The sequence below is a fragment of the Exiguobacterium sp. PHA03 genome (genome assembly GCF_041945985.1).
GTDB lineage: Bacteria > Bacillota > Bacilli > Exiguobacteriales > Exiguobacteriaceae > Exiguobacterium_A.
The window spans coordinates 687872-706409 of sequence record NZ_JAUTYQ010000001.1; the positions used below are offsets into that span (position 1 = coordinate 687872).

Below are 18538 nucleotides of genomic sequence, written 5' to 3' on the forward strand. Positions count from 1 at the left end.
ATGTGTAAGCAAAAAGGGGAGATAGACGTGAACAAGAATGCTTTGTTTCAACTAAGTATAGCTATGACTATCTTTGGATCAATTGGCTTTTTTTCAACTTTTACAGGTCTTCCGGCAATTGAATTAGTGTGGGTTCGATGTATTTGTGCTGCTGTATTTCTTATAATGGCATGGATCGTATCTGGACGCTTTAAAAGGGAAAAATGGAATAGGAAAGAACTCATATACATTGCTTGTTGTGGTATGACGAATGTTTGTAATTGGGTGTTTCTTTTTAAAGCATTTGAAAGAACGTCCATTACAATTGCCATAACCTTATATCACTTAGCTCCTATTATTGTTCTCGTGATGGGTAGTCTTTTCTTTAAAGAAAAAAAGACGAAACTCATGTATGTATCTATGTTAGTTTGTTTTATTGGAACATTGAGTATTATAGGTACCGATGGTGTGCGGTTTGCTTCAGAAAGCTGGAGGGGGATCGTGTACAGCATCATCGCAGCATGTTTCTATGCAGCAACAATGCTATTAGGAAAGAGTATTACAAAAACTAGTGTATATGCGACCACTTTTATTCAAATGGTGATCGGTCTGATTGTGTTACTTCCATTCATTCATTTTAATAACTATCAAGCAATTGATACTTCTCAGTGGATGTACGTCACTGTAACCGGAGTTATTCATACAGGTATAGTTTATTTTCTGTTTTTCAATAGCATTCGTCATTTACCAACGACAGTTGTCTCTACTATGGTTTTTGTCGACCCTACAGTGGCTATTTTATTAGACGTTTTTTTCGGAAATGTGTATCTAAGGTGGCTACAGCTATTCGGTATATTGTGTATCTTTATCGGATTGTTTTATTCGCTTAAAGCAAGCAGTCATATTGCTAGTATCACTGAAGAAAACTATATTACTCGAACAGGAAAAGTAAGAAGGCAGTAATCTATATTCTTTTAAGAACCACTCTTTCTTTTTGATGTAAATAATCCTAAGAGACCTATGAATGTATGCAGAAAATCTATTCCATAAAATTAGGAATAGATTTTCTGTTTATTTCTACAAACTTGACGTCATGTTGAAACAAAATCCTTCATCTTATCACTAAAGAGATAGTTTTCAATTTTATATGGTAGTCATCTGACTAATTTATTATTTTAGGCAAAAAGATACATATGAAACCGAAAATACATTATCCATTTAATAGAAAAGTTAGTGATTGAAACTTAATAAAAAAAATATCGTATGTATTAGTTGTATAATAACTTTTATGAAAACATAATGACTTACTAAACGAAACAAATACATTTGCCGGAGGGAACATCTATGGTATTAGCTTTCCTTGGCCTTGGTATCGGATTCTTTTTATTAACGTTAGGCATCTATTTCATTCGGTCGAAGCATGCGTTGAAGACGCCTTTAGCAGGACACGGAGATAGCGTCGACACGGTGGATTCATTCGTACTCAGTATTATTTTGTCGATTGGTGTTATCCTATTTTGTTCGTTGACCGTCAGACATTACGGTTACGTTTGTGTCTTAGGTGGTCTGTTCATTTTATACGCCGTCAGTGCAGCTTGGTGAGACCTAAAAGAAGTTAGAAAGCAAGATAAAGGGAGCTCAAATCATGATTCAATTACTGAAACAAGTCGACGATCATGTGTATCACATCGTCTTTCACCAAGAAGGGCGTACTTTATTCTGCCGGGAAGGAATTGCCCGAAAAGAGCAGGCGATCGATAGCGAGGATATGATGGAAACGAATGAGGAGTCCGCAACGAAGCGGATCGTCTTCAAAAGTCCCTTGCGCGCGTATCGTCAGAAAAAAGCATGGGTACGTGAAAAATTAGACGATGGATACATGCGATCACCTTTTGCTCTGTCTGAAGTGATGGATTTTCGTTCAGATCGACGGATCATAAAGTTGCGCATTTTAAGCGCTTTACTCGTCCTATTGAGTGGATTACTGACGCTGACCGATATATTACCGATTCCGGGATACATAACACTCGTCGTTCTGATGCTTTTCTGGCCGATGCATCTCGAAGGGAAATCCGCGCATGTTCGCATGTATCGATGGTCAGGAGCACTTTTCATGTTCGCATTAGCCGGCTCATCGAAAAACTATTTATCACCGATCAATCTCTCGATTAACGGAGCAGTCTGTCTCATCTCAGGGTTCATCCTCCTGTTGTATGCGTCAGAACAATTACAGGAACTTGCGACGAAAGGAATCATATATCATGACGAATCAAAAAGCCAAGGTGATTGAACTCAAACGCGACAATGGTCAAACGACCGATTACTGGGTCAGTTACTGGATGGGGCGTACGCTCTATCAGGTATCCGTGCAAGAACAAGCGGATGGTCAAACGGATGAATGGGAGGTTGTCAAAGAACGTTTTCCGTTCTATTTCGGAATGAAAAAGCGGATGCTCGAGTTAGCAGAAGAGAAAGAAGCACTTGGTTTTAGACTGTTGACCGAAGAGGAAAAAGCAACGCCTGTCATCGAGGAAGAAGAACCGACGCTCGATCCTGCTTTCTTTAAGCCAGCTATTCGTTATGCCTGGTGGATGCTTGGTCTCGGAATCCTCCTGTTTCTCCTGCCTTCACCGATCCTAAACGGACTCGCGTTCGGACTCGGCTTATTCGTCTGGTATGAGACGTTTGGACAAGCCGGAATGCCGCGCAGCTATCAACGGTATTTCCACGGGATGCTCGCGGGATTGACGATTTTACAGGTGTTATCTGCGATTGAGTTGGAACGATTTGCTCAACCGTATTATGCGACGATCTGTGTGATATCAGCAATTGTGTTGGTTCTTCTAGTCGTACAGCACCGTTTGGAAGAAACTGATCACATCGGTCAGGGGGAAAGTGTTCGGGTTAGGAAAATGAAGGACCATTCTGACATAGATCTTTAAAAACGTATTCATTTAACTTTCGGAAGACTGGAAGACTTTTTGATGCTGTAAAATATAGGTATCACTTAAATCATTTTAGTCAGTCTACTGAAAAGGAGAATAGGGAATGGATGTCATACCAAATGATCAATATATTTTAGAACTGATCTTACTTGTCTGGGCGATTGGTGCACTCGTCATCATCATTACGCAAGCGCGAAACACACAAAGTCTAAAAAAGAGTTTGTTACGAAGTACAGTCGTAAATCTCGCGTATACAGTCATTATTTCTTTGACGTGGTTTTACGCAGTAGCTATAGATGGATTCAGTCAGGTATTTGGTCTTTATTTCTTTGTAGGGATATTTTTCATTCTTGAGGTGATATTATTCGTTGTTCTCTGGATTGTTAAACGTAAAAAATCAACTATCTCTTGAGGAGTAGAATTTCATTATGAACCGTTACAATTGGATTACCCATGCTGCTGTTGGGTTAGCAATATTTGATATGAGACGACGTGCGATTGATTTATTGTCGAGGCATGTCGAGCGGTTAGATGAACCACGAGCAAGATCAAGTACGATTCTTTATATCGGGATGTTGCATCTTGAACTCGGTGAAGAGAAAGAAGCAAGTCGGTGTTTCTTAGAAGGGTTGACGATCGTCGAGTCGATGGAGCTTGCGTATGCACCGGAATTTTTAACGATGTTACGAGTGATGAAGCGATATGAAGCTTCGGAAGTTATAGAACACTGGATTCAAAACTTCACCAATCGGATTGATGATCATCCGAAATTCAAGCGAATGATAAGAGGGATAGAAGCGATAACTGATTGAACTAAATTAGCTTTCAGCGTTATCAGTAAATTTCGCAATTCTAGAACGCCATCTCTAATATAAAAGTGCTTTATCGTAAAGACTCTATTTACGAGAAGCACTTTTTTTTATACTTTGAGTTAAATAAAATTGAACTTTTCACTTTACATTTTTCTTCCAGTCCTTTACTCTACAATAAAGTTCAATTAAATTTAACTGTTGAAGAGGAGGAAGTTGGTTGAATAAACAACTATCAGCTTTGTTGCTCGGTAGGATTTTGATGAATATATCAGACAGTTTTTATATGATTGCGATCGTTTGGTTCGTCAAGACAACGACGAATTCGCCATTCCTGGTTGGATTAACGAGCACGATTGCTGTGTTACCGGTAACGATTCAATTTTTGTATGGTCCGATTATCGATCGCTATTCAAAAAAGAAGATCCTGTTTTTCTCAGGCATTGGACAAGCGATTTTAGTCGGATTCATCACTTTACTCTATTTTAACGAGACGCTCTGGATTCCATTGCTGTTCATCATGTTGTATTTAGCGTTAACACTAGCGGAAATCTCGTATCCAACCGAAAATACACTCATCGAACGCCTGGCATCGAAAGATCAATTGACGAAGGTCAATTCGGTGTTTGCCTTTTCTTATCAAACGCTTGATTTGATTGCCGACGCGTTAGCAGGCATTGTGATTCTATTTGTCGGTGTCGGAATCGTATTCGCTGCGAATAGTATCGTATTGCTAGGGATCGGGTTCTTATTCTTGCTCGTACTCAAAATACCATCTTCAAAAAGAGAACAACCCATTTCCTCACGAAACTTTTGGAAACAGTATAAGCATGACTTCAAAGAAGGATACTATGTTGTCAAGCAACAAAAGAAATTATTGACCATCATTTATGGCATCATCGGAATGAATTTTCTTGCGACGATGGGACTTGCGGTGTTACCAATCATTTCTGAGACGTCAGCAGAGTATGGATTTTGGTTAGCAGCGATTTCACTCGGAACGATGATCGGGACTTTGATTTCAAGTCGTTTGGAGACGTTTGCTCTCAATCGTGTCATGCCGATTGCTGCGCTCTTGTCCGGACTGTTTTGGATTAGTTCGTTTTTAATGAAAGATGCTGGTCTGTTATCAATCGTCTTATTCGGAATCGCTTGGATCGGTATTGGGGTGAACAGTATATATTTATATACACTCATTCAGGTCAATCTTCCGTCTGATTATTTAGGAACAGGTTTTTCGTTTCTCTCTTCACTGTTAGGGTCGTTAAGTCCACTTGGTTATTTTGCGGGAGGTATGTTCGGAGAATGGTTTTCTAGTACAGCAATCTTATTGATCTCTGGTATCGGCTATTTTGGCTTTGCCGGTTATTTCTTAATTCATCCGACACTTAAAGCGTTAACGATACCTGTCAATACTAAATTCGAGAAGACTGCTGAAGAGAGAATAAAGGTCAATCAACATCTGTGAAACATTTTAGTTTACATAATGAAGTAGGAGAAGGAACGCATCTTCTTCTACTTTTTTTGTAATTATGCAATCGATTGCATTCGTATTCTTATTTAACATCCAGGAAAAGGAATTATATTTCTTGCGAAAAACTAGTTTTTATTTCTTAGGATTTATGTAAAAATAGAAAACAATAAACTGAGAGAATTTTTTGAAAAGTGAGCGACCAGATCATTCATCGTTTTGGAATGAGAGAGAGAAGTCCTCATTTTTCGAATTCTAATATCTTATTTTTTGAAAGCCTGGAGGGGAATGTATGAAATTGTTGAAGATGTGGAACCAAATCAGTTTAGTGAAACAAATCGCGATCGGCTTAGTCATTGGTATTATTTTAGCCGTCACGATTCCTGAAGTAGCGAGTTCATTGACCATCTTTGGAACATTATTTGTCTCCTCACTAAAGGCAGTCGCGCCGATTTTGGTCTTTTTCCTAGTCATGGCTTCGATTGTGCAACATAAAAAGGGACAGCAAACGAACATGAAATCAATCATCTTCTTATACCTGCTCGGTACTTTTTTAGCGGGTGCGATTGCGGTCATCGTTAGTTTCTTGTTCCCGGTTTCGATAACATTGACAGAGAGCACAGAAAAGCTGACAGCTCCTGGGAATGCCATCGAAGTCCTGAAGACGCTTGTCTTGAACATGGTCGATAACCCCGTCAATGCATTAGTCCAAGCGAACTACATCGGCATTCTGACGTGGGCGATCATCTTAGGATTAGCGCTTAAAAATGCGTCGGATTCTACAAAAACGTTCATCTCGAACTTCTCAGATGCACTTGCGAAAATGGTTGGATGGATCATTAAGCTTGCGCCACTCGGTATCATGGGGCTTGTCATCGGTTCAATTACAGAGAACGGACTCTCGTCACTTCTTGACTACGTGAGCCTGCTAGGGTTACTGATCGGGACGATGCTTGTCGTTGCACTGATCGTTAATCCATTGATCGTCTATATCAACGTCCGTCAAAATCCGTATCCGCTCGTTTTCAAATGTTTACGCGAAAGCGGCATCACGGCATTCTTTACTCGTAGTTCGGCTGCGAACATTCCGGTCAACATGGAACTATCGAAAAAGCTTGGACTTGATAAAGAGACGTACGGCATCTCAATTCCGCTTGGTGCAACAATTAACATGGCAGGGGCTGCAATCACGATTTCTGTCTTGACGCTTGCTGCGGTAAACACACTCGGTATTCAAGTTGATCTTCCAACAGCCATCATTTTAAGTGTCCTCGCTGCCGTCTGTGCGTGTGGTGCCTCTGGTGTTGCTGGGGGATCGCTTCTCTTGATTCCACTCGCGTGTAGCTTATTCGGGATTCCGAATGACGTCGCGATGCAAGTCGTTGCTGTCGGATTTGTCATCGGTGTGTTGCAAGATTCATTTGAGACAGCATTAAACTCGTCGACAGATGTCTTGTTCACTGCGACAGCTGAATATCGAAAACGGTTGAAAGAAGGCGAACACCTCTCGATTAATCGTCAATCGATGAATGAGGAAGTAGCAGAAAAAGTCGTTAACGGCTGATCAGATTCGCTATTATCTTAATAAGAAAAGGCATCCCAGTTGAGGATGCCTTTTCTTATAGACAACCCTCGTTTCGTGATTGAAATAAGGGGTTTCTACAAGTTGTAATCCATTTAACCTTCTCCTAAAGCAACGTATTTTTTTAATTTCCCTTTAAAACTCACCAAAAGAATTTCATTCCTTTCTTTCGTAGAGTATATGACGGTACCCTTTGAGAGCTTCGTAGCAGTTCCATTATCAAAATCGTATTGATCAGAACTCATTTTCTTGATTTCTCCGACTTTTTTACTCTTAGTGACTTCTGTTTTCTCTGCCCATTTTACATCTGATTTGTAGATCGTATCATTTAGTTGAAAAATGTCAGCAGTAGAATCTTCTCCTAATACGTCTAGTGCTGTCGGTTTTTCACTTGTATGTTGCATTTTCACTTCATTACTACAAGCAGCTAACGGCCATACAGTTATAATTGAGAGAGCGCATAACAAAACGATTCTTTTCATGACATAACCTCTTTCCCGTTTTTGTATGTTACTCCATGTCGACCATTTAACAACGGACTATCGGCAAAACAGGTCACAGGTTTCTGTTGTTCCATTCGTTTTAAATCCTGTCCGATGTATGCCCATCTGCTCACAAAACAGTCGAAGTGGGGCTCACCCGTGACACGCGCGTTTCAGGAAATCGTCTTGGAACAATTCTTGAAGTCAGAGTGAATCAATTATCTCGACCCAAACTTGATAATAGATCTCTTCATCGAGGTGAACCGTTGCCGAACGTACGCGATAGTCTGGATTTTCCGCTAAATAAAAAGTAAGAATCGTCGCAACTTTAAAGTCAGGGGTGCAATAACCGGTGATTGACCGACCATGGATCTCGTTCGTGATCGAGTCCGCCCAGACTTCTGCTTCACGAAGCGTCTCGAACTGAAGCATCTCTTCCTTCCAACGAATCGACATCTTTATGTCCTCCTCTACTGTAGTTAATGTTATTATATGGAAGAAATAGTATGTTGTTCAAGGGGGGGACGTCAGACATGAGTCGTTTTGGAATGCATCGGGAAGTAATCAATCCGCCGCTCGGTACTGCCTTCATCGGTTATCACCGAGAAGTCGGTATTGCAAGCATACACGATCCGCTATATGTCACAGCGAGTATCTTTGAAAGCGAGCAGACGACATCGGTCTTCGTCAGCATCGATAACATCGGTTTGCTCGTCGCCGATACGGATGTCATCCGTGAAGGAATCGCGGGTCAGCTAGACGTGTCGAAGGAACAGATTACAGTCGTTTACACGCATACGCATTCGGGACCAGCGACAGCAGGAAACGAACCGTTGACCGTCGCCTATAAAACGATTTTGACGCAACAAGCGATCGTATCTGCGGTCAAAGCAAGCGAAGTGATGCAGTTGGTCGAGATGGGTTGGGGTGTGACGACCGGAAAACTCGGAGTCAACCGACGGGAGAAAATAAATGGACAAGCGGTGATGGGAACAGATCCGTCTGGGGTGGCGGATGACCGAATTGGAACATTGTTAATTCGTCGGACCGGTGATGCAGGTCTCGTCGGAGCTTTCGTCTTTTGTACGGCGCATCCGAACGTCTTGAAATCAGACAGTGTCGTCTTATCCGGTGATTATCCGGGTGTCACTCGAACGCTACTCGAACAGGCACTCGGCTGCCCGGTCGTGATTGTTCAAGGCGCGACGGGGAACATCAATGCGAAATATCGTGGTGACCTAGCAAGTCTACAGAAGATGGCGTTTGCTCTAAGCGGACACGTCTTAATGACAATTCTGGATGTGTCGTTTCAACCGTTAACGCACCACCGGATTCAGTCAGTGATTTATCCGATGCGCTTAACAGAAGTACCGGCTGCGAACGTATTGCAAGACATGGCAACTTACGCTGAACAGACATGGGGCGTCAGCGCAGCACGATGGTTGGCGTACGTTCAGGAACGATCGGGAGCAACACTCACCATCCCGGTCGAAGTTCAATTGTTTGAACTAAACGAAGGGTCGTTCTCAGGCATCCCGATGGAGCCGTTCTGTGAGACAGCGCTACAGATAAAGTGGATGCGTCAAACGGAACTCGCCTTTTTCGGAGGCTATACGAACGGTTACATCGGTTATTTGCCGACAGCGGAAGAACATCCGTATGGTGGGTACGAGGTGGCAATCAATCCCGTCGTCTACGGTCCGGTGACGGGTCTTTGGATGCCACCTGTACCGGAAACGGCAAACGACATCGTGCATCGTATCCGACAACTCTATGAAACGAACAACAACCCGACTTCTCTCCTTTGAGAGGCCGGGTTGTTGTGATTACGACTTGATTTTTTTGATGATCCAGAATAAAGCGAAAACAAATCCGCATGTTAGGAAGATGAATAAAAAGAGCAGAATGAGTAAGTTAGACATTTGTAGCATCGGAGACCTCCGTGAATAGGTATAACATTATTTTCGAACGAGTCGAATGATATTAGGGTAACATACGATTTATTGGAAAAACGGCTTACAGAAGCGGTTTTGCGGATTTTTTCTAAAAAATGGATATGTTCGAAAGAGCTATGAGCGATTTAAATGGAACTCTGACCGAACCTTTTGAAGTGCATTTTGATAGAGTTCCGTTAACGAACAGTCGAGATGACGACGCACCAATCGCTCCATCATCAAAGTGCCTCCGTCGCGTAATATCGCAGGTAATACCGATTCCGTCACTGATTTGGAATCGATCGACTGGATGCCAAGGGCGAGGAGATATCCGAACGTATACGGAAAATTATAGAACGGTAGATCCGTCACGTAATAATGCGGGGTCCATATCCAGGCGCTACGCGGATGGTGCAACTGGAGTCCACCGAATACTTCATCATAGGTATTCACCATCAAAAGAGAGAAATCGATGTCCTGTTGTTTTTGGTGCGCCTCATATAGCTGCTGCTCAAATAAATAACGGACATCAAGAAACAAAACGTTCATCATGCTGCGGCGAATCCGTTGGTTCCGAACATCTTCTTGCAAAGCAGCGTCCCCAATCTGATCGAGATGATCAAGGACAAGCATCTCGGCGAACGTCGATACTGTCTCAGCGATTGACATCGGATAACTACGCAAGAGGGATGGAGCACCGTGCAACACGTGATTGTGATAGGCGTGCCCTAGTTCATGGGCGAGCGCAAGTAACGAAACGAGACTCTCATCGTAGGCGATCAAGATGCGAGATGCTTTGGAAGTTGGAAACGAGGCGCAAAAGGAAACACCATGCTCTTGATCTGGAATGACTTGTATCCATTGTTTCTCGAAGCACGATGTCGCGAACAAAGCCATCTCGATACTCGAAGAAGCAAAACTATCGATGATGAGACGACAAGCGGTTTCCCATGAAAATCGTTCTGTACTCTTTTGATGCCATACATCATAACTGTTCCAGGATGTCGCTTGCGTCAGCTGTTGCATGGCAGAGTGAAGTGACTGACGTTCTTGTCAGACAGTTGCCCACATCTCGTGTAAATCCTCGACCTGTAAGTGGTTCGCTGTCGCTGCGACATGCAACAATCCCTCCGGCGTCGGTGCGAGCTGTTGAAATCGGATCGAAGCGATTTCACGATAGAGTTCTTCGAATTCATCTTGCTGAAGTCGACATGCTTCCTCCAATCCGTCAAATCCAGCTCGACGAATCACCGGATCAGCATGACTTCTCAATTGAATTGCCTCTGATAGCGACAGTGGTTCCTCGCGTTGTTCAATATGTACTTTTAATCGTTGTGTTGCAGCTGCGTATCGTTGTCGCAGTGGTAAAAGATCTGCGACAACTTCAAGCGGTGGTATGTTTCGCCAAAAGTAAAACAGTTCGCTTAAAGAAGCATCTGTCACATCAAGTAGGATCTTGTCGAAGACATCGATGGAAGCTTCGTGTAAGTAGCAGTGAAACGCATCTTTAGCTTTCATAAAACGTTTTTTATAGTCATGAAGTTTCTGTAAGGGCCATTCTACCGAAGGAGAATCGACACATGTGATGTACGAATCGAGTTCAGAGCAGAGCGCGAGTCCATCTCCTACTAATGTACAGCGAAGAAGCGGATATTGATGAAATTCAAATGTATCAAGCCGCTGTAGCATCTTCTCCATCTGTTCGAACTCATCGTTAAATCCATTTGAAGGGGTGACAGGCGTTAAATCCCAAGTGAGGAGAAGTGACATGTGCAATGCATTCCTTTCTAAACAAAATGACGTATCCAAATTAGGTTTTTTCCTTATAATGGTAGTATAACCTAGTGCTGAAAAGTATGAAAACGAATCCTACAAAGCATGAATAACCAGTGATGAGTGAGGTGGAGGCGAATGAAGAAACTGATCGGAACAATCGTGACAGTGTATCTCCTATTGAGTGTACCCTCGCTGTTAGGAATCGGACGCGTCATTGATTGGGTACCTGAAGCAACAATATTGCAGATCATTCATGTGACGGTCGTGGAAGCTTTAACAGAGGACTTCTTCCTGAAAAGTACGATCGTAATCACGATTAGTCTCTTTATCCGAACTTTTTTAATCAAGCGAACATACACATGATGCCATCATCTTTACCTTGTCACATGGCGTTATTCGTTCGTATACTTAGTTCAACTAGATAACAATTGGTTTTCTAGGGTTCCGTAGCTATCAGCTGGACTGGTCCGAGAGAAAACGTATGATTTTCGAATCATATACACGGAAGGATAAAAGCCTGGGAGATGTCGTGACGACGTCCCTCAGGCTTTTTCTCATGAAGAGGAGGAATCAAGAATGAAAGTTTACGATCAAGGAACAGTAACCATTTATCAGAGCGCACTTTGGAAAACGACGAGCACGATCTACGAGGGGGAAGAATTCATTCTGCTTGTAGATCCGACATGGTTGCCACAAGAGGTCGAGGAGATTCGCAGCCATGTCGAGCGAATCCGCCAGGGGCGGCCACTGTATCTCTTATTCACACACGGCGACTTTGATCATATCATCGGCTACGGTGCTTTTCCGAATGCTCAGGTCATTGGAAGTGAGAAGATGCAACATCATCCGAAAAAAGACTACAAGCTAGGATTGATTGCTGACTTCGATCGCGAATATTATATCGATCGATCGTATCCGATCACGTTTCCGACGATTGATCATGTCATTTCAAGGAATGGTCAACAGTTGATGATCGGAGAGACGACATTGACGTTCTACTTGGCACCCGGCCATACACAAGATGGGCTCTTTACTGTCATTGAACCAGCAGGTGTCTGGATTACAGGCGATTATCTATCGGATTTTGAACTACCCTATTTATTTGATAGTGCCAAAGCGTATCTGAAGACACTGGACCAAGCAGAGGAAATCGTTGATCGTCATGGCATCAATTTATTGATTCCAGGGCATGGTGCCTGGACGACGGATCTGAATGAGATGAGAGAACGGACACAGCAAGGGCGCGCTTATCTAACGCGATTAATCGAAGCAGTACGGATGGACGATGCCTTGATGATGGAGCAAATCGGGCAAGAAATGGACTATCCGTCATCCTTTACAAGAGAATGTCATCAAGAAAATATCGCAATCATTAAGAAGGAACTAGCATTCCTGTAAGATAGGGGGGAATTTCCATTGAAATGTGAAACTTTTTAAAAATGATTACGTTTATTAGGTATAATCGGTCTACTAAAAGGAGAAGGTATAATGAGAAAGAGAATCGGCGCCATTGCTCTAGCGAGCGGCATGTTGATACTCGGAGGTTGCGGAACAGCGGAAACACAAACCGATCTATTTGAACAACAAGGTACATATCTAGGGATAACAGTAGCGTACGAGACATCGTCCAACAGCTACCACACGGTGATCAGTTAAAGAAAATGGAACTGTCGACGAAGGATAAACCGTATCAACTCACGAAATAGATTAGCCGAAGCCGAAAAGTTACTAGGCATCGAAGTACTTGATCATTTAGTAGTAAACAGTGATAACGGTTTTACTAGCCTGAAAGAAAGAGGATATATTTAAAAGGGAGAACAATTCCCTTTTTTCTTCTAGAATGATTCTGTACAATTTCTTCAAATGAATTTAGTAAAGTATTTTATGATAGAATAGAACTAGATAAATACCAAATAGATACATGATAAGATACAAGAATTTATCTCTTACTCTAAAAAAACAAAATTAAAAAACGTCTCATATTAAATATAACAAACGATAGAAGTGACAAAGAAAGGAGGGTACTATGTTTGAATGAGGAAATTATTAAATCTAAGCTTCGTGTTCAAAAACATGGAGAGGTATTTACCCCTAAAAGAATAGTAAAAAAAATGCTGGATATACCGGAGATAAAAGGGGCTTGTGAAAATTTAACAGCAACGTTTTTAGAACCGGCTGCTGGGGAAGGTGCATTTTTAGTAGCAATACTCGAGCGAAAGTTAAACATGGTATCTAAAAAATACAATAACGATTTAATTCAATATGAAAATTATTCTTTGCTCGCCCTGACAACACTATACGGAATTGAATTATTGGAAGATAATGCTCAAATATGTGTGATGAACATGTTTCAACAATATTATGATAACTACAAAGAACAAGTTGAACATCATAATGGAAAATTAAAGAAAAAAGTATTAGATAGTGCAAAGAAAATTATTTCATTAAATATTGTTAATGGTAATTTTTTAACGAGAAAGTCGAGAGATGGAAGTCCTTTAGTATTCAGCGAATGGCAACCTGTTAACATGAGGAAAACATCGAGAAATATTAAAATACAAAGAACAGAGTATACATCGGATGAAGTATATGGAAGTGTAAAAAAAGAAAATGGTCGAGCAATTAATAATTTAATACAGGAGACAGTACAACTAGATTTGTTTGATTTTGGGGAAGATGAAACTGAAAACATACATGAAGTTCAAAAAGAAATGCGATATACACCTGTCAAAATAATTGATGTTTATAAAGAGGAGATGGAGGAAGTAGATGGATAAGACAGTAATTAAGCCTTTTGAAGAAATTAAATATAAAGTGTATGGTTATACCTTACCCGAAGTCCCGAATCATAATGGTTATGTGAAAATTGGTGATACGACACGTGAGGTTGTTACGAGAATTTTTGAACAAGTAGGCACAGCTGGATTAAACCCTAAAATATTATTTGAGAAAGTAGCTCGAAAATCTGATGGAGAATGGTTTCGTGATAAGGATTTACATAGGTTTCTTATTTTAAATGGAATAGAGAAAAAGGATTTTAATAGTCGTGCTGATGAGTGGTTCTATTTTAATGGAACGCTGGAAAAGGCTGAAGAGTTAACGAATAAATTTATTAACCGTGATTATGATGAAATACAAATTGACGACAAACGTTCGGATTATGTATTAAGAAATGAACAACAACAAGCAGTTGAAAAATCTTATGAGTATTATCAAAGTAATCAGGAGCCAAAAGAGTTTCTATGGAATGCTAAGCCGCGTTTTGGGAAAACGTTAACAACTTATGATTTTATAAGAAATTTAAATGCAAGAAATGTTTTAATTGTAACCAATAGACCGGCAATCGCGAATTCATGGTTCGATGATTTTAACAAATTTATAGCATGGCAAGAGCCACAAATGAAGTTCGTATCGGAAACAGATGCACTAAATGGAAAAGCGATGACTAGAGATCAGTATCTTGAATTTATTGATACAACTTCTCATGCTAATCCCACGCAAATTGCCTTTATTTCATTGCAGGACCTAAAGGGTGCTGAATTTGCAGGGGGTGTGTATAAGAAACTAGAATGGGTAGCTGGACTAAACTGGGACTTGCTCGTAATTGATGAAGCTCATGAAGGAATCGATACTAGAAAAACTGATATAACATTTAGCCAATTAAAAAGAGACTTTACCCTGCATTTATCAGGCACTCCGTTTAAAGCCTTAGCTAAAGGTGATTTTTTTGAAGAGCAAATATTTAATTGGTCGTATGTAGATGAACAAGAAGCTAAAGAAAACTGGGATCCAACAATTGGTAGCAATCCTTACGAAAGCCTACCTACTTTAAATTTATTCACGTATCAAATGAGTAAAATGATAGAAGATGAAGTAACGGCAGGATTAACAATAGAGGAAGAAAAAAACGTTGATTATGCATTTGATTTAAATGAATTTTTTAGAGTGAAAGAAAATGGACGATTTGAATATGAAGAAAGTGTTGTTCGCTTTTTAGACAATCTATCTTCAGGGAGATTTCCATTTTCTGAAAAACAATATCGTAATGAACTAAATCATACATTTTGGCTTCTACCACGTGTGAATGCAGCAAAAGCACTTGAAAAATTATTAAACTCTCATTCAACATTCAAAGATTATAAAGTAGTACTTGCAGCAGGAGATGGTGTTAGTTTACATGATGGCGTAGAAGCAGAAGCGCTTGATTTGAAAGAAAATACAAAAAGCTTTGATAAAGTTAGAAATGCAATTGAGCAAAATGATAAGACAATAACACTTTCTGTGGGGCAACTGACGACTGGTGTGACGATTCCAGAATGGACGGCTGTATTAATGTTAAATAATATTGAGTCTCCTAGTTTATATTTTCAGGCTGCATTTAGGTCACAAAACCCTTACGAATATGAAGAAGATGGTAAACTTTTTAGAAAAGAAAATGCGTATATCTTTGACTTTTCACCAGATCGAACATTAAGACTTTATGATGAATTTGCTAACAACTTGTCTAGTGGTAGTTCTAAAACAAGCGAAGAAAGAAAGCGAAAAATAAAGAAGTTATTAAATTTCTTTCCAGTAATTGCTGAAGACGAAGAAGGTACAATGCATGAAATAGATGCATCTGAAGTACTAACGATACCTACACGAATTACTTCACGAGAAGTTGTTAAACGAGGCTTTATGAGTAACTTACTATTTGCTAATATATCAGGTATCTTTTCAGGAGATTCTCCATTTAAAGAGATTTTAGATAAAATACCACCTGAGAAAAATAAAAGATTAGAGAAACGGAGAGAAATACCTGTCACAGATCCACATTTAAATGACGATGGAGAAGTAGAAATACCAAAAGAAGTAGTGATAGGAAAATCGAAGGAACTATTTGGTGAAAAAATATATACAACAATCGAGGTTGTTGATGATGTTGTATCTTCATTAGAAGAAGCTGAAGAAAAGCAGAAAGAATCTATTAAAAAATTAGCTAAAGATATAACAGAGTCATTTTCAGAGGGCTTTACTAGGCTAAAAGATTCTTTTAATTTAAATAAAGGACAAACTGATAAATTAAAGGATTCAGTAAATACTTCTATCGAAGATATTATAAGTGAAAAGAGGTTAACTTTAAGTAATCAAGTAAAAGAATTAGAAAAAGAATATGAAAGCAAAAAACAAGAAGCAGAAACAATAAAAGATGAGAGTATATTAAAAGCAGCAACTCAACAATATGAAAAAGAGAAACAAAAAATTGAAGAGTCTTTTACAGAAGAAATTAACAAAGAAGTAGAAAAAACGATCAATACCGTTGTGGAAGAACAAATAGAAAAAGTGGAAGAAAAGAAAAAGAAAAAAACAGAAGATGATGTTCGTGACCATTTACGAGGATTTGCCCGTACAATTCCTGCTTTCCTAATGGCATATGGGGATAACCAGACTAGATTAGAAAACTTTGAAATGAATATTGATGAAGCTACCTTTGAAGATCTTACAAGTATCACAATTGAAGAATTTAAGAAGCTTCGCGATGGTTTCGAATATGAGGATGATAAAGGCAATATAAAAGTCGTTCATGGCTTATTTAATGAGGTAGTTTTTAATGCAAGTATCCAAGAGTTTTTAGACACTAAAAAGCGGTTAGCAAATTATTTTGATGATAGTTTGCAAGAGGATATTTTCGATTACATTCCTCCACAAAAAACAAATCAAATTTTTACACCAAAAAGAGTAGTAAAAAAAATGGTCAATACATTAGAAGAAGAAAATCCAGGAATTTTTTCTGATAAGACTAAGAAATTTGCTGACTTATATGTAAAAAGTGGTTTGTTTATTACAGAGATAGTAAAGAAATTAAACGATGGATTGAAAGAACAAATTCCGAATCAGAAGGAACGTATTAAATGGATACTTGAAAATCAAGTATATGCTTGTGCACCGAGCGATATAATTTACAACATAGTTAAAAGTTTCATATTTAATGAATTAGATTTTGTATTGTCAAGAAATTTAAAATTGGCAGAAACAATGCAGTTAGCAAGCGAAGAAGTACTAGCTTCAAATATTAATGTAATTTATGGAGATGATAATTTGAAGTTTGATGTTATTATAGGGAATCCCCCATATCAGGATGAGACAATCGGTACTAGTGATAATCCAATATATCACTTGTTTATGGAAGAATCATATAAGATTGCTGATAAGGTAATGCTAATTACCCCTGCTAGATTTTTATTTAATGCTGGTAAAACGCCAAAGGCTTGGAATAGAAAGGTTTTAAATGATGAACATTTAAAAGTTGTCTATTATCAACAAGATAGTTCAAAGGTATTTCCAAATACAGACATAAAAGGTGGGGTAACTATAACCTATCGAGATGCTAATCAGCAGTTTGGAAAAATAGGGACATTCACACAATTTCCAGAGCTAAATTCATTATTGGAAAAAGTTACTCTTAAAAAAGACTTTGAGTCCATTGTAGACTATGTGTTTACACAAAATAAATTTGATTTGGATGTTTTATACAAAGATCATCCTAAATATAAAAATATTATTGGTAGTGGAGGACGTGAAAAAAGACTCACTACTTCAATAATTGAGCAACTAGATATCTTTACAGATGCACCTACATCACCAGAGGATATAAAGTTGATTGGACTTATTAAAAACATACGAGTGTATCGATATATACAACCTAAATATATTGAGGAACATCAAAATCTTCACTTGTACAAGGTTATTTTACCTAAAAGTAATGGTAGTGGGACTTTAGGAGAAGTCTTAAGTACACCACTGTTAGGGAATCCATTTTTAGGTTACACCCAATCGTTTATCAGCATTGGCGCGTTTGAAACAGAATTTGAAGGAACTGCAACTTTAAAATATATTAAAACTAAATTTGCTAGAACTTTGTTAGGGACTCTTAAAATAACTCAAGATAATAATAAAGATACATGGCTTAATGTCCCTCTTCAAGATTTTACGACTAATTCAGACGTTGATTGGTCCAAATCAATAGCGGAGATTGATCAACAATTATATAAAAAGTATAATTTAAATGAAGAAGAGATTAGCTTTATAGAAGAAAAAGTAAAATTAATGGAATAGAATTAGGGTCTCATAAAAATTGTATTCAACTAGCATCTGTAATTTTTGTGGTTCAAATTGGTTCAAGTGATGTCAATTTCAATCCTTTTTCATACATTTGCATCCATATAACAATTCCTAAAACGTTGATATAAATGGATTACAAAGGATTTGACATACTTAAAATTCATAAGTATATTTCACGTTACATTATGCTGGATACGAAGAAGGACAGGTCGAACAAAAAAGCAATCGTACGGCAATCTACAATGCAACAGCACTGTTCACATTGATTCCGAATGTCGACCGTGTCAACATGACGATCGAGGATGCTTCGTATCACTTTAAGAAACAACAGCTGCGCGATTGGTATGGAAAAGACTTTACGACGTACGATAATGAGAAAGCACTGAAGGCGTTCACGAAGCCTTTTATCGAAGATTCGAAGAAAGTAAGCGACTTATTGAACTGAACCGACCGAGCACG

Annotated in this window: 20 protein-coding genes, 1 pseudogene and 1 riboswitch; of the genes and pseudogenes, 17 read left to right on the top strand and 4 right to left on the bottom strand. The window is 39.2% G+C overall.

Annotated features, from left to right (window positions below; all coding sequences use genetic code 11):
• The 8 genes from Q7C19_RS03580 (at position 1) to sstT (ending at position 6768) form a co-directional block, all read left to right on the top strand.
• Positions 1-942 carry a DMT family transporter gene (locus Q7C19_RS03580; RefSeq protein ID WP_375091636.1) on the top strand — a complete coding sequence of 314 codons (942 nt, stop codon included), beginning with the start codon at positions 1-3 and terminating at the stop codon, positions 940-942.
• Between the two features lie 381 nt (positions 943-1323).
• Entirely contained in the window at positions 1324-1581 is a 258-nt protein-coding gene (locus Q7C19_RS03585) for a hypothetical protein (protein ID WP_290773696.1), read from the top strand.
• Between the two features lie 43 nt (positions 1582-1624).
• Positions 1625-2269 carry a hypothetical protein gene (locus Q7C19_RS03590; RefSeq protein WP_375091637.1) on the top strand — a complete coding sequence of 215 codons (645 nt, stop codon included), beginning with the start codon at positions 1625-1627 and terminating at the stop codon, positions 2267-2269.
• Positions 2241-2921 (top strand): hypothetical protein, encoded by a 681-nt coding sequence (locus Q7C19_RS03595; RefSeq protein WP_375091638.1) that lies wholly within the window; start codon positions 2241-2243, stop codon positions 2919-2921. Before Q7C19_RS03590 ends, Q7C19_RS03595 begins: the two co-directional genes overlap by 29 nt.
• Before the next feature lie 106 nt (positions 2922-3027).
• A complete protein-coding gene (locus Q7C19_RS03600; RefSeq protein WP_375091639.1) occupies positions 3028-3336 on the top strand; it encodes a hypothetical protein in 309 nt (102 codons plus the stop codon).
• Between the two features lie 16 nt (positions 3337-3352).
• Positions 3353-3736, top strand: coding sequence for a hypothetical protein (locus Q7C19_RS03605; RefSeq protein ID WP_375091640.1), 384 nt, complete (start codon positions 3353-3355; stop codon positions 3734-3736).
• Positions 3737-3953: 217 nt separating this feature from the next.
• Positions 3954-5201, top strand: coding sequence for an MFS transporter (locus Q7C19_RS03610; protein WP_375091641.1), 1248 nt, complete (start codon positions 3954-3956; stop codon positions 5199-5201).
• A 295-nt stretch (positions 5202-5496) separates the two neighbouring features.
• Positions 5497-6768 (top strand): serine/threonine transporter SstT, encoded by a 1272-nt coding sequence (gene sstT / locus Q7C19_RS03615; protein WP_035408270.1) that lies wholly within the window; start codon positions 5497-5499, stop codon positions 6766-6768.
• Between the two features lie 113 nt (positions 6769-6881).
• Here the strand turns inward: sstT and Q7C19_RS03620 are convergent, their stop codons facing one another.
• Positions 6882-7268: a hypothetical protein gene (locus Q7C19_RS03620; RefSeq protein WP_290749925.1), complete on the bottom strand. Its 387-nt coding sequence runs from the start codon at positions 7266-7268 to the stop codon at positions 6882-6884.
• A gap of 204 nt (positions 7269-7472) precedes the next feature.
• Positions 7473-7718 carry a hypothetical protein gene (locus Q7C19_RS03625; RefSeq protein WP_375092141.1) on the bottom strand — a complete coding sequence of 82 codons (246 nt, stop codon included), beginning with the start codon at positions 7716-7718 and terminating at the stop codon, positions 7473-7475.
• An 83-nt stretch (positions 7719-7801) separates the two neighbouring features.
• Here Q7C19_RS03625 and Q7C19_RS03630 point away from each other — a divergent pair, with 83 nt between their 5' ends.
• Entirely contained in the window at positions 7802-9076 is a 1275-nt protein-coding gene (locus Q7C19_RS03630) for an alkaline ceramidase (protein ID WP_375091642.1), read from the top strand.
• Positions 9077-9337: 261 nt separating this feature from the next.
• Here the strand turns inward: Q7C19_RS03630 and Q7C19_RS03635 are convergent, their stop codons facing one another.
• Together Q7C19_RS03635 and Q7C19_RS03640 are read right to left on the bottom strand one after the other, a co-directional pair.
• Positions 9338-10228, bottom strand: a complete 891-nt coding sequence (locus tag Q7C19_RS03635) for a M3 family metallopeptidase (RefSeq protein ID WP_375091643.1) — start codon at positions 10226-10228, stop codon at positions 9338-9340.
• Positions 10229-10255: 27 nt separating this feature from the next.
• The gene (locus Q7C19_RS03640) at positions 10256-10972 is read right to left on the bottom strand and encodes a hypothetical protein (protein ID WP_375091644.1); all 717 of its coding nucleotides are present in this window, start codon (positions 10970-10972) and stop codon (positions 10256-10258) included.
• Positions 10973-11113: 141 nt separating this feature from the next.
• Between Q7C19_RS03640 and Q7C19_RS03645 the strand changes: the two genes are divergently transcribed.
• From Q7C19_RS03645 to Q7C19_RS03680, 8 genes and pseudogenes are all read left to right on the top strand, one after another.
• The gene (locus tag Q7C19_RS03645) at positions 11114-11341 is read left to right on the top strand and encodes a hypothetical protein (RefSeq protein ID WP_375091645.1); all 228 of its coding nucleotides are present in this window, start codon (positions 11114-11116) and stop codon (positions 11339-11341) included.
• 62 nt (positions 11342-11403) lie between these two features.
• A riboswitch (guanidine-I (ykkC/yxkD leader) is annotated at positions 11404-11504 on the top strand.
• A 50-nt stretch (positions 11505-11554) separates the two neighbouring features.
• Positions 11555-12376 carry an MBL fold metallo-hydrolase gene (locus tag Q7C19_RS03650; RefSeq protein ID WP_375091646.1) on the top strand — a complete coding sequence of 274 codons (822 nt, stop codon included), beginning with the start codon at positions 11555-11557 and terminating at the stop codon, positions 12374-12376.
• 90 nt (positions 12377-12466) lie between these two features.
• Positions 12467-12634 carry a hypothetical protein gene (locus Q7C19_RS03655; RefSeq protein WP_375091647.1) on the top strand — a complete coding sequence of 56 codons (168 nt, stop codon included), beginning with the start codon at positions 12467-12469 and terminating at the stop codon, positions 12632-12634.
• On the top strand, positions 12601-12684 hold the full coding sequence (locus tag Q7C19_RS03660) for a hypothetical protein (RefSeq protein ID WP_375092142.1): 84 nt from the start codon (positions 12601-12603) through the stop codon (positions 12682-12684). The genes Q7C19_RS03655 and Q7C19_RS03660 overlap by 34 nt, the downstream gene beginning before the upstream one ends.
• Positions 12668-12787, top strand: coding sequence for a JAB domain-containing protein (locus Q7C19_RS03665; protein ID WP_375092143.1), 120 nt, complete (start codon positions 12668-12670; stop codon positions 12785-12787). The genes Q7C19_RS03660 and Q7C19_RS03665 overlap by 17 nt, the downstream gene beginning before the upstream one ends.
• A 221-nt stretch (positions 12788-13008) precedes the next feature.
• Complete coding sequence (locus Q7C19_RS03670) at positions 13009-13755, top strand: N-6 DNA methylase (protein WP_375091648.1); 747 nt, start codon at positions 13009-13011, stop codon at positions 13753-13755.
• Positions 13748-18073: an Eco57I restriction-modification methylase domain-containing protein gene (locus Q7C19_RS03675; protein ID WP_375091649.1), complete on the top strand. Its 4326-nt coding sequence runs from the start codon at positions 13748-13750 to the stop codon at positions 18071-18073. Before Q7C19_RS03670 ends, Q7C19_RS03675 begins: the two co-directional genes overlap by 8 nt.
• 196 nt (positions 18074-18269) lie before the next feature.
• Positions 18270-18524 (top strand): annotated as a pseudogene (locus tag Q7C19_RS03680) (DUF4825 domain-containing protein); the annotation flags it as partial.
• Positions 18525-18538 lie beyond the last annotated feature (14 nt).

Bases quoted from the DNA above. Each gene is read 5' to 3' on its own strand.
- Q7C19_RS03675 (WP_375091649.1), top strand. From the start codon at position 13,748: ATGGATAAGACAGTAATTAAGCCTTTTGAAGAAATTAAATATAAAGTG.
- Q7C19_RS03635 (WP_375091643.1), bottom strand. From the start codon at position 10,228: ATGCAACAGCTGACGCAAGCGACATCCTGGAACAGTTATGATGTATGG.
- Q7C19_RS03595 (WP_375091638.1), top strand. From the start codon at position 2,241: ATGACGAATCAAAAAGCCAAGGTGATTGAACTCAAACGCGACAATGGT.
- sstT (WP_035408270.1), top strand. From the start codon at position 5,497: ATGAAATTGTTGAAGATGTGGAACCAAATCAGTTTAGTGAAACAAATC.
- Q7C19_RS03585 (WP_290773696.1), top strand. From the start codon at position 1,324: ATGGTATTAGCTTTCCTTGGCCTTGGTATCGGATTCTTTTTATTAACG.
- Q7C19_RS03630 (WP_375091642.1), top strand. From the start codon at position 7,802: ATGAGTCGTTTTGGAATGCATCGGGAAGTAATCAATCCGCCGCTCGGT.
- Q7C19_RS03620 (WP_290749925.1), bottom strand. From the start codon at position 7,268: ATGAAAAGAATCGTTTTGTTATGCGCTCTCTCAATTATAACTGTATGG.
- Q7C19_RS03600 (WP_375091639.1), top strand. From the start codon at position 3,028: ATGGATGTCATACCAAATGATCAATATATTTTAGAACTGATCTTACTT.
- Q7C19_RS03655 (WP_375091647.1), top strand. From the start codon at position 12,467: ATGAGAAAGAGAATCGGCGCCATTGCTCTAGCGAGCGGCATGTTGATA.
- Q7C19_RS03605 (WP_375091640.1), top strand. From the start codon at position 3,353: ATGAACCGTTACAATTGGATTACCCATGCTGCTGTTGGGTTAGCAATA.
- Q7C19_RS03580 (WP_375091636.1), top strand. From the start codon at position 1: ATGTGTAAGCAAAAAGGGGAGATAGACGTGAACAAGAATGCTTTGTTT.
- Q7C19_RS03645 (WP_375091645.1), top strand. From the start codon at position 11,114: ATGAAGAAACTGATCGGAACAATCGTGACAGTGTATCTCCTATTGAGT.
- Q7C19_RS03640 (WP_375091644.1), bottom strand. From the start codon at position 10,972: ATGTCACTTCTCCTCACTTGGGATTTAACGCCTGTCACCCCTTCAAAT.
- Q7C19_RS03590 (WP_375091637.1), top strand. From the start codon at position 1,625: ATGATTCAATTACTGAAACAAGTCGACGATCATGTGTATCACATCGTC.
- Q7C19_RS03650 (WP_375091646.1), top strand. From the start codon at position 11,555: ATGAAAGTTTACGATCAAGGAACAGTAACCATTTATCAGAGCGCACTT.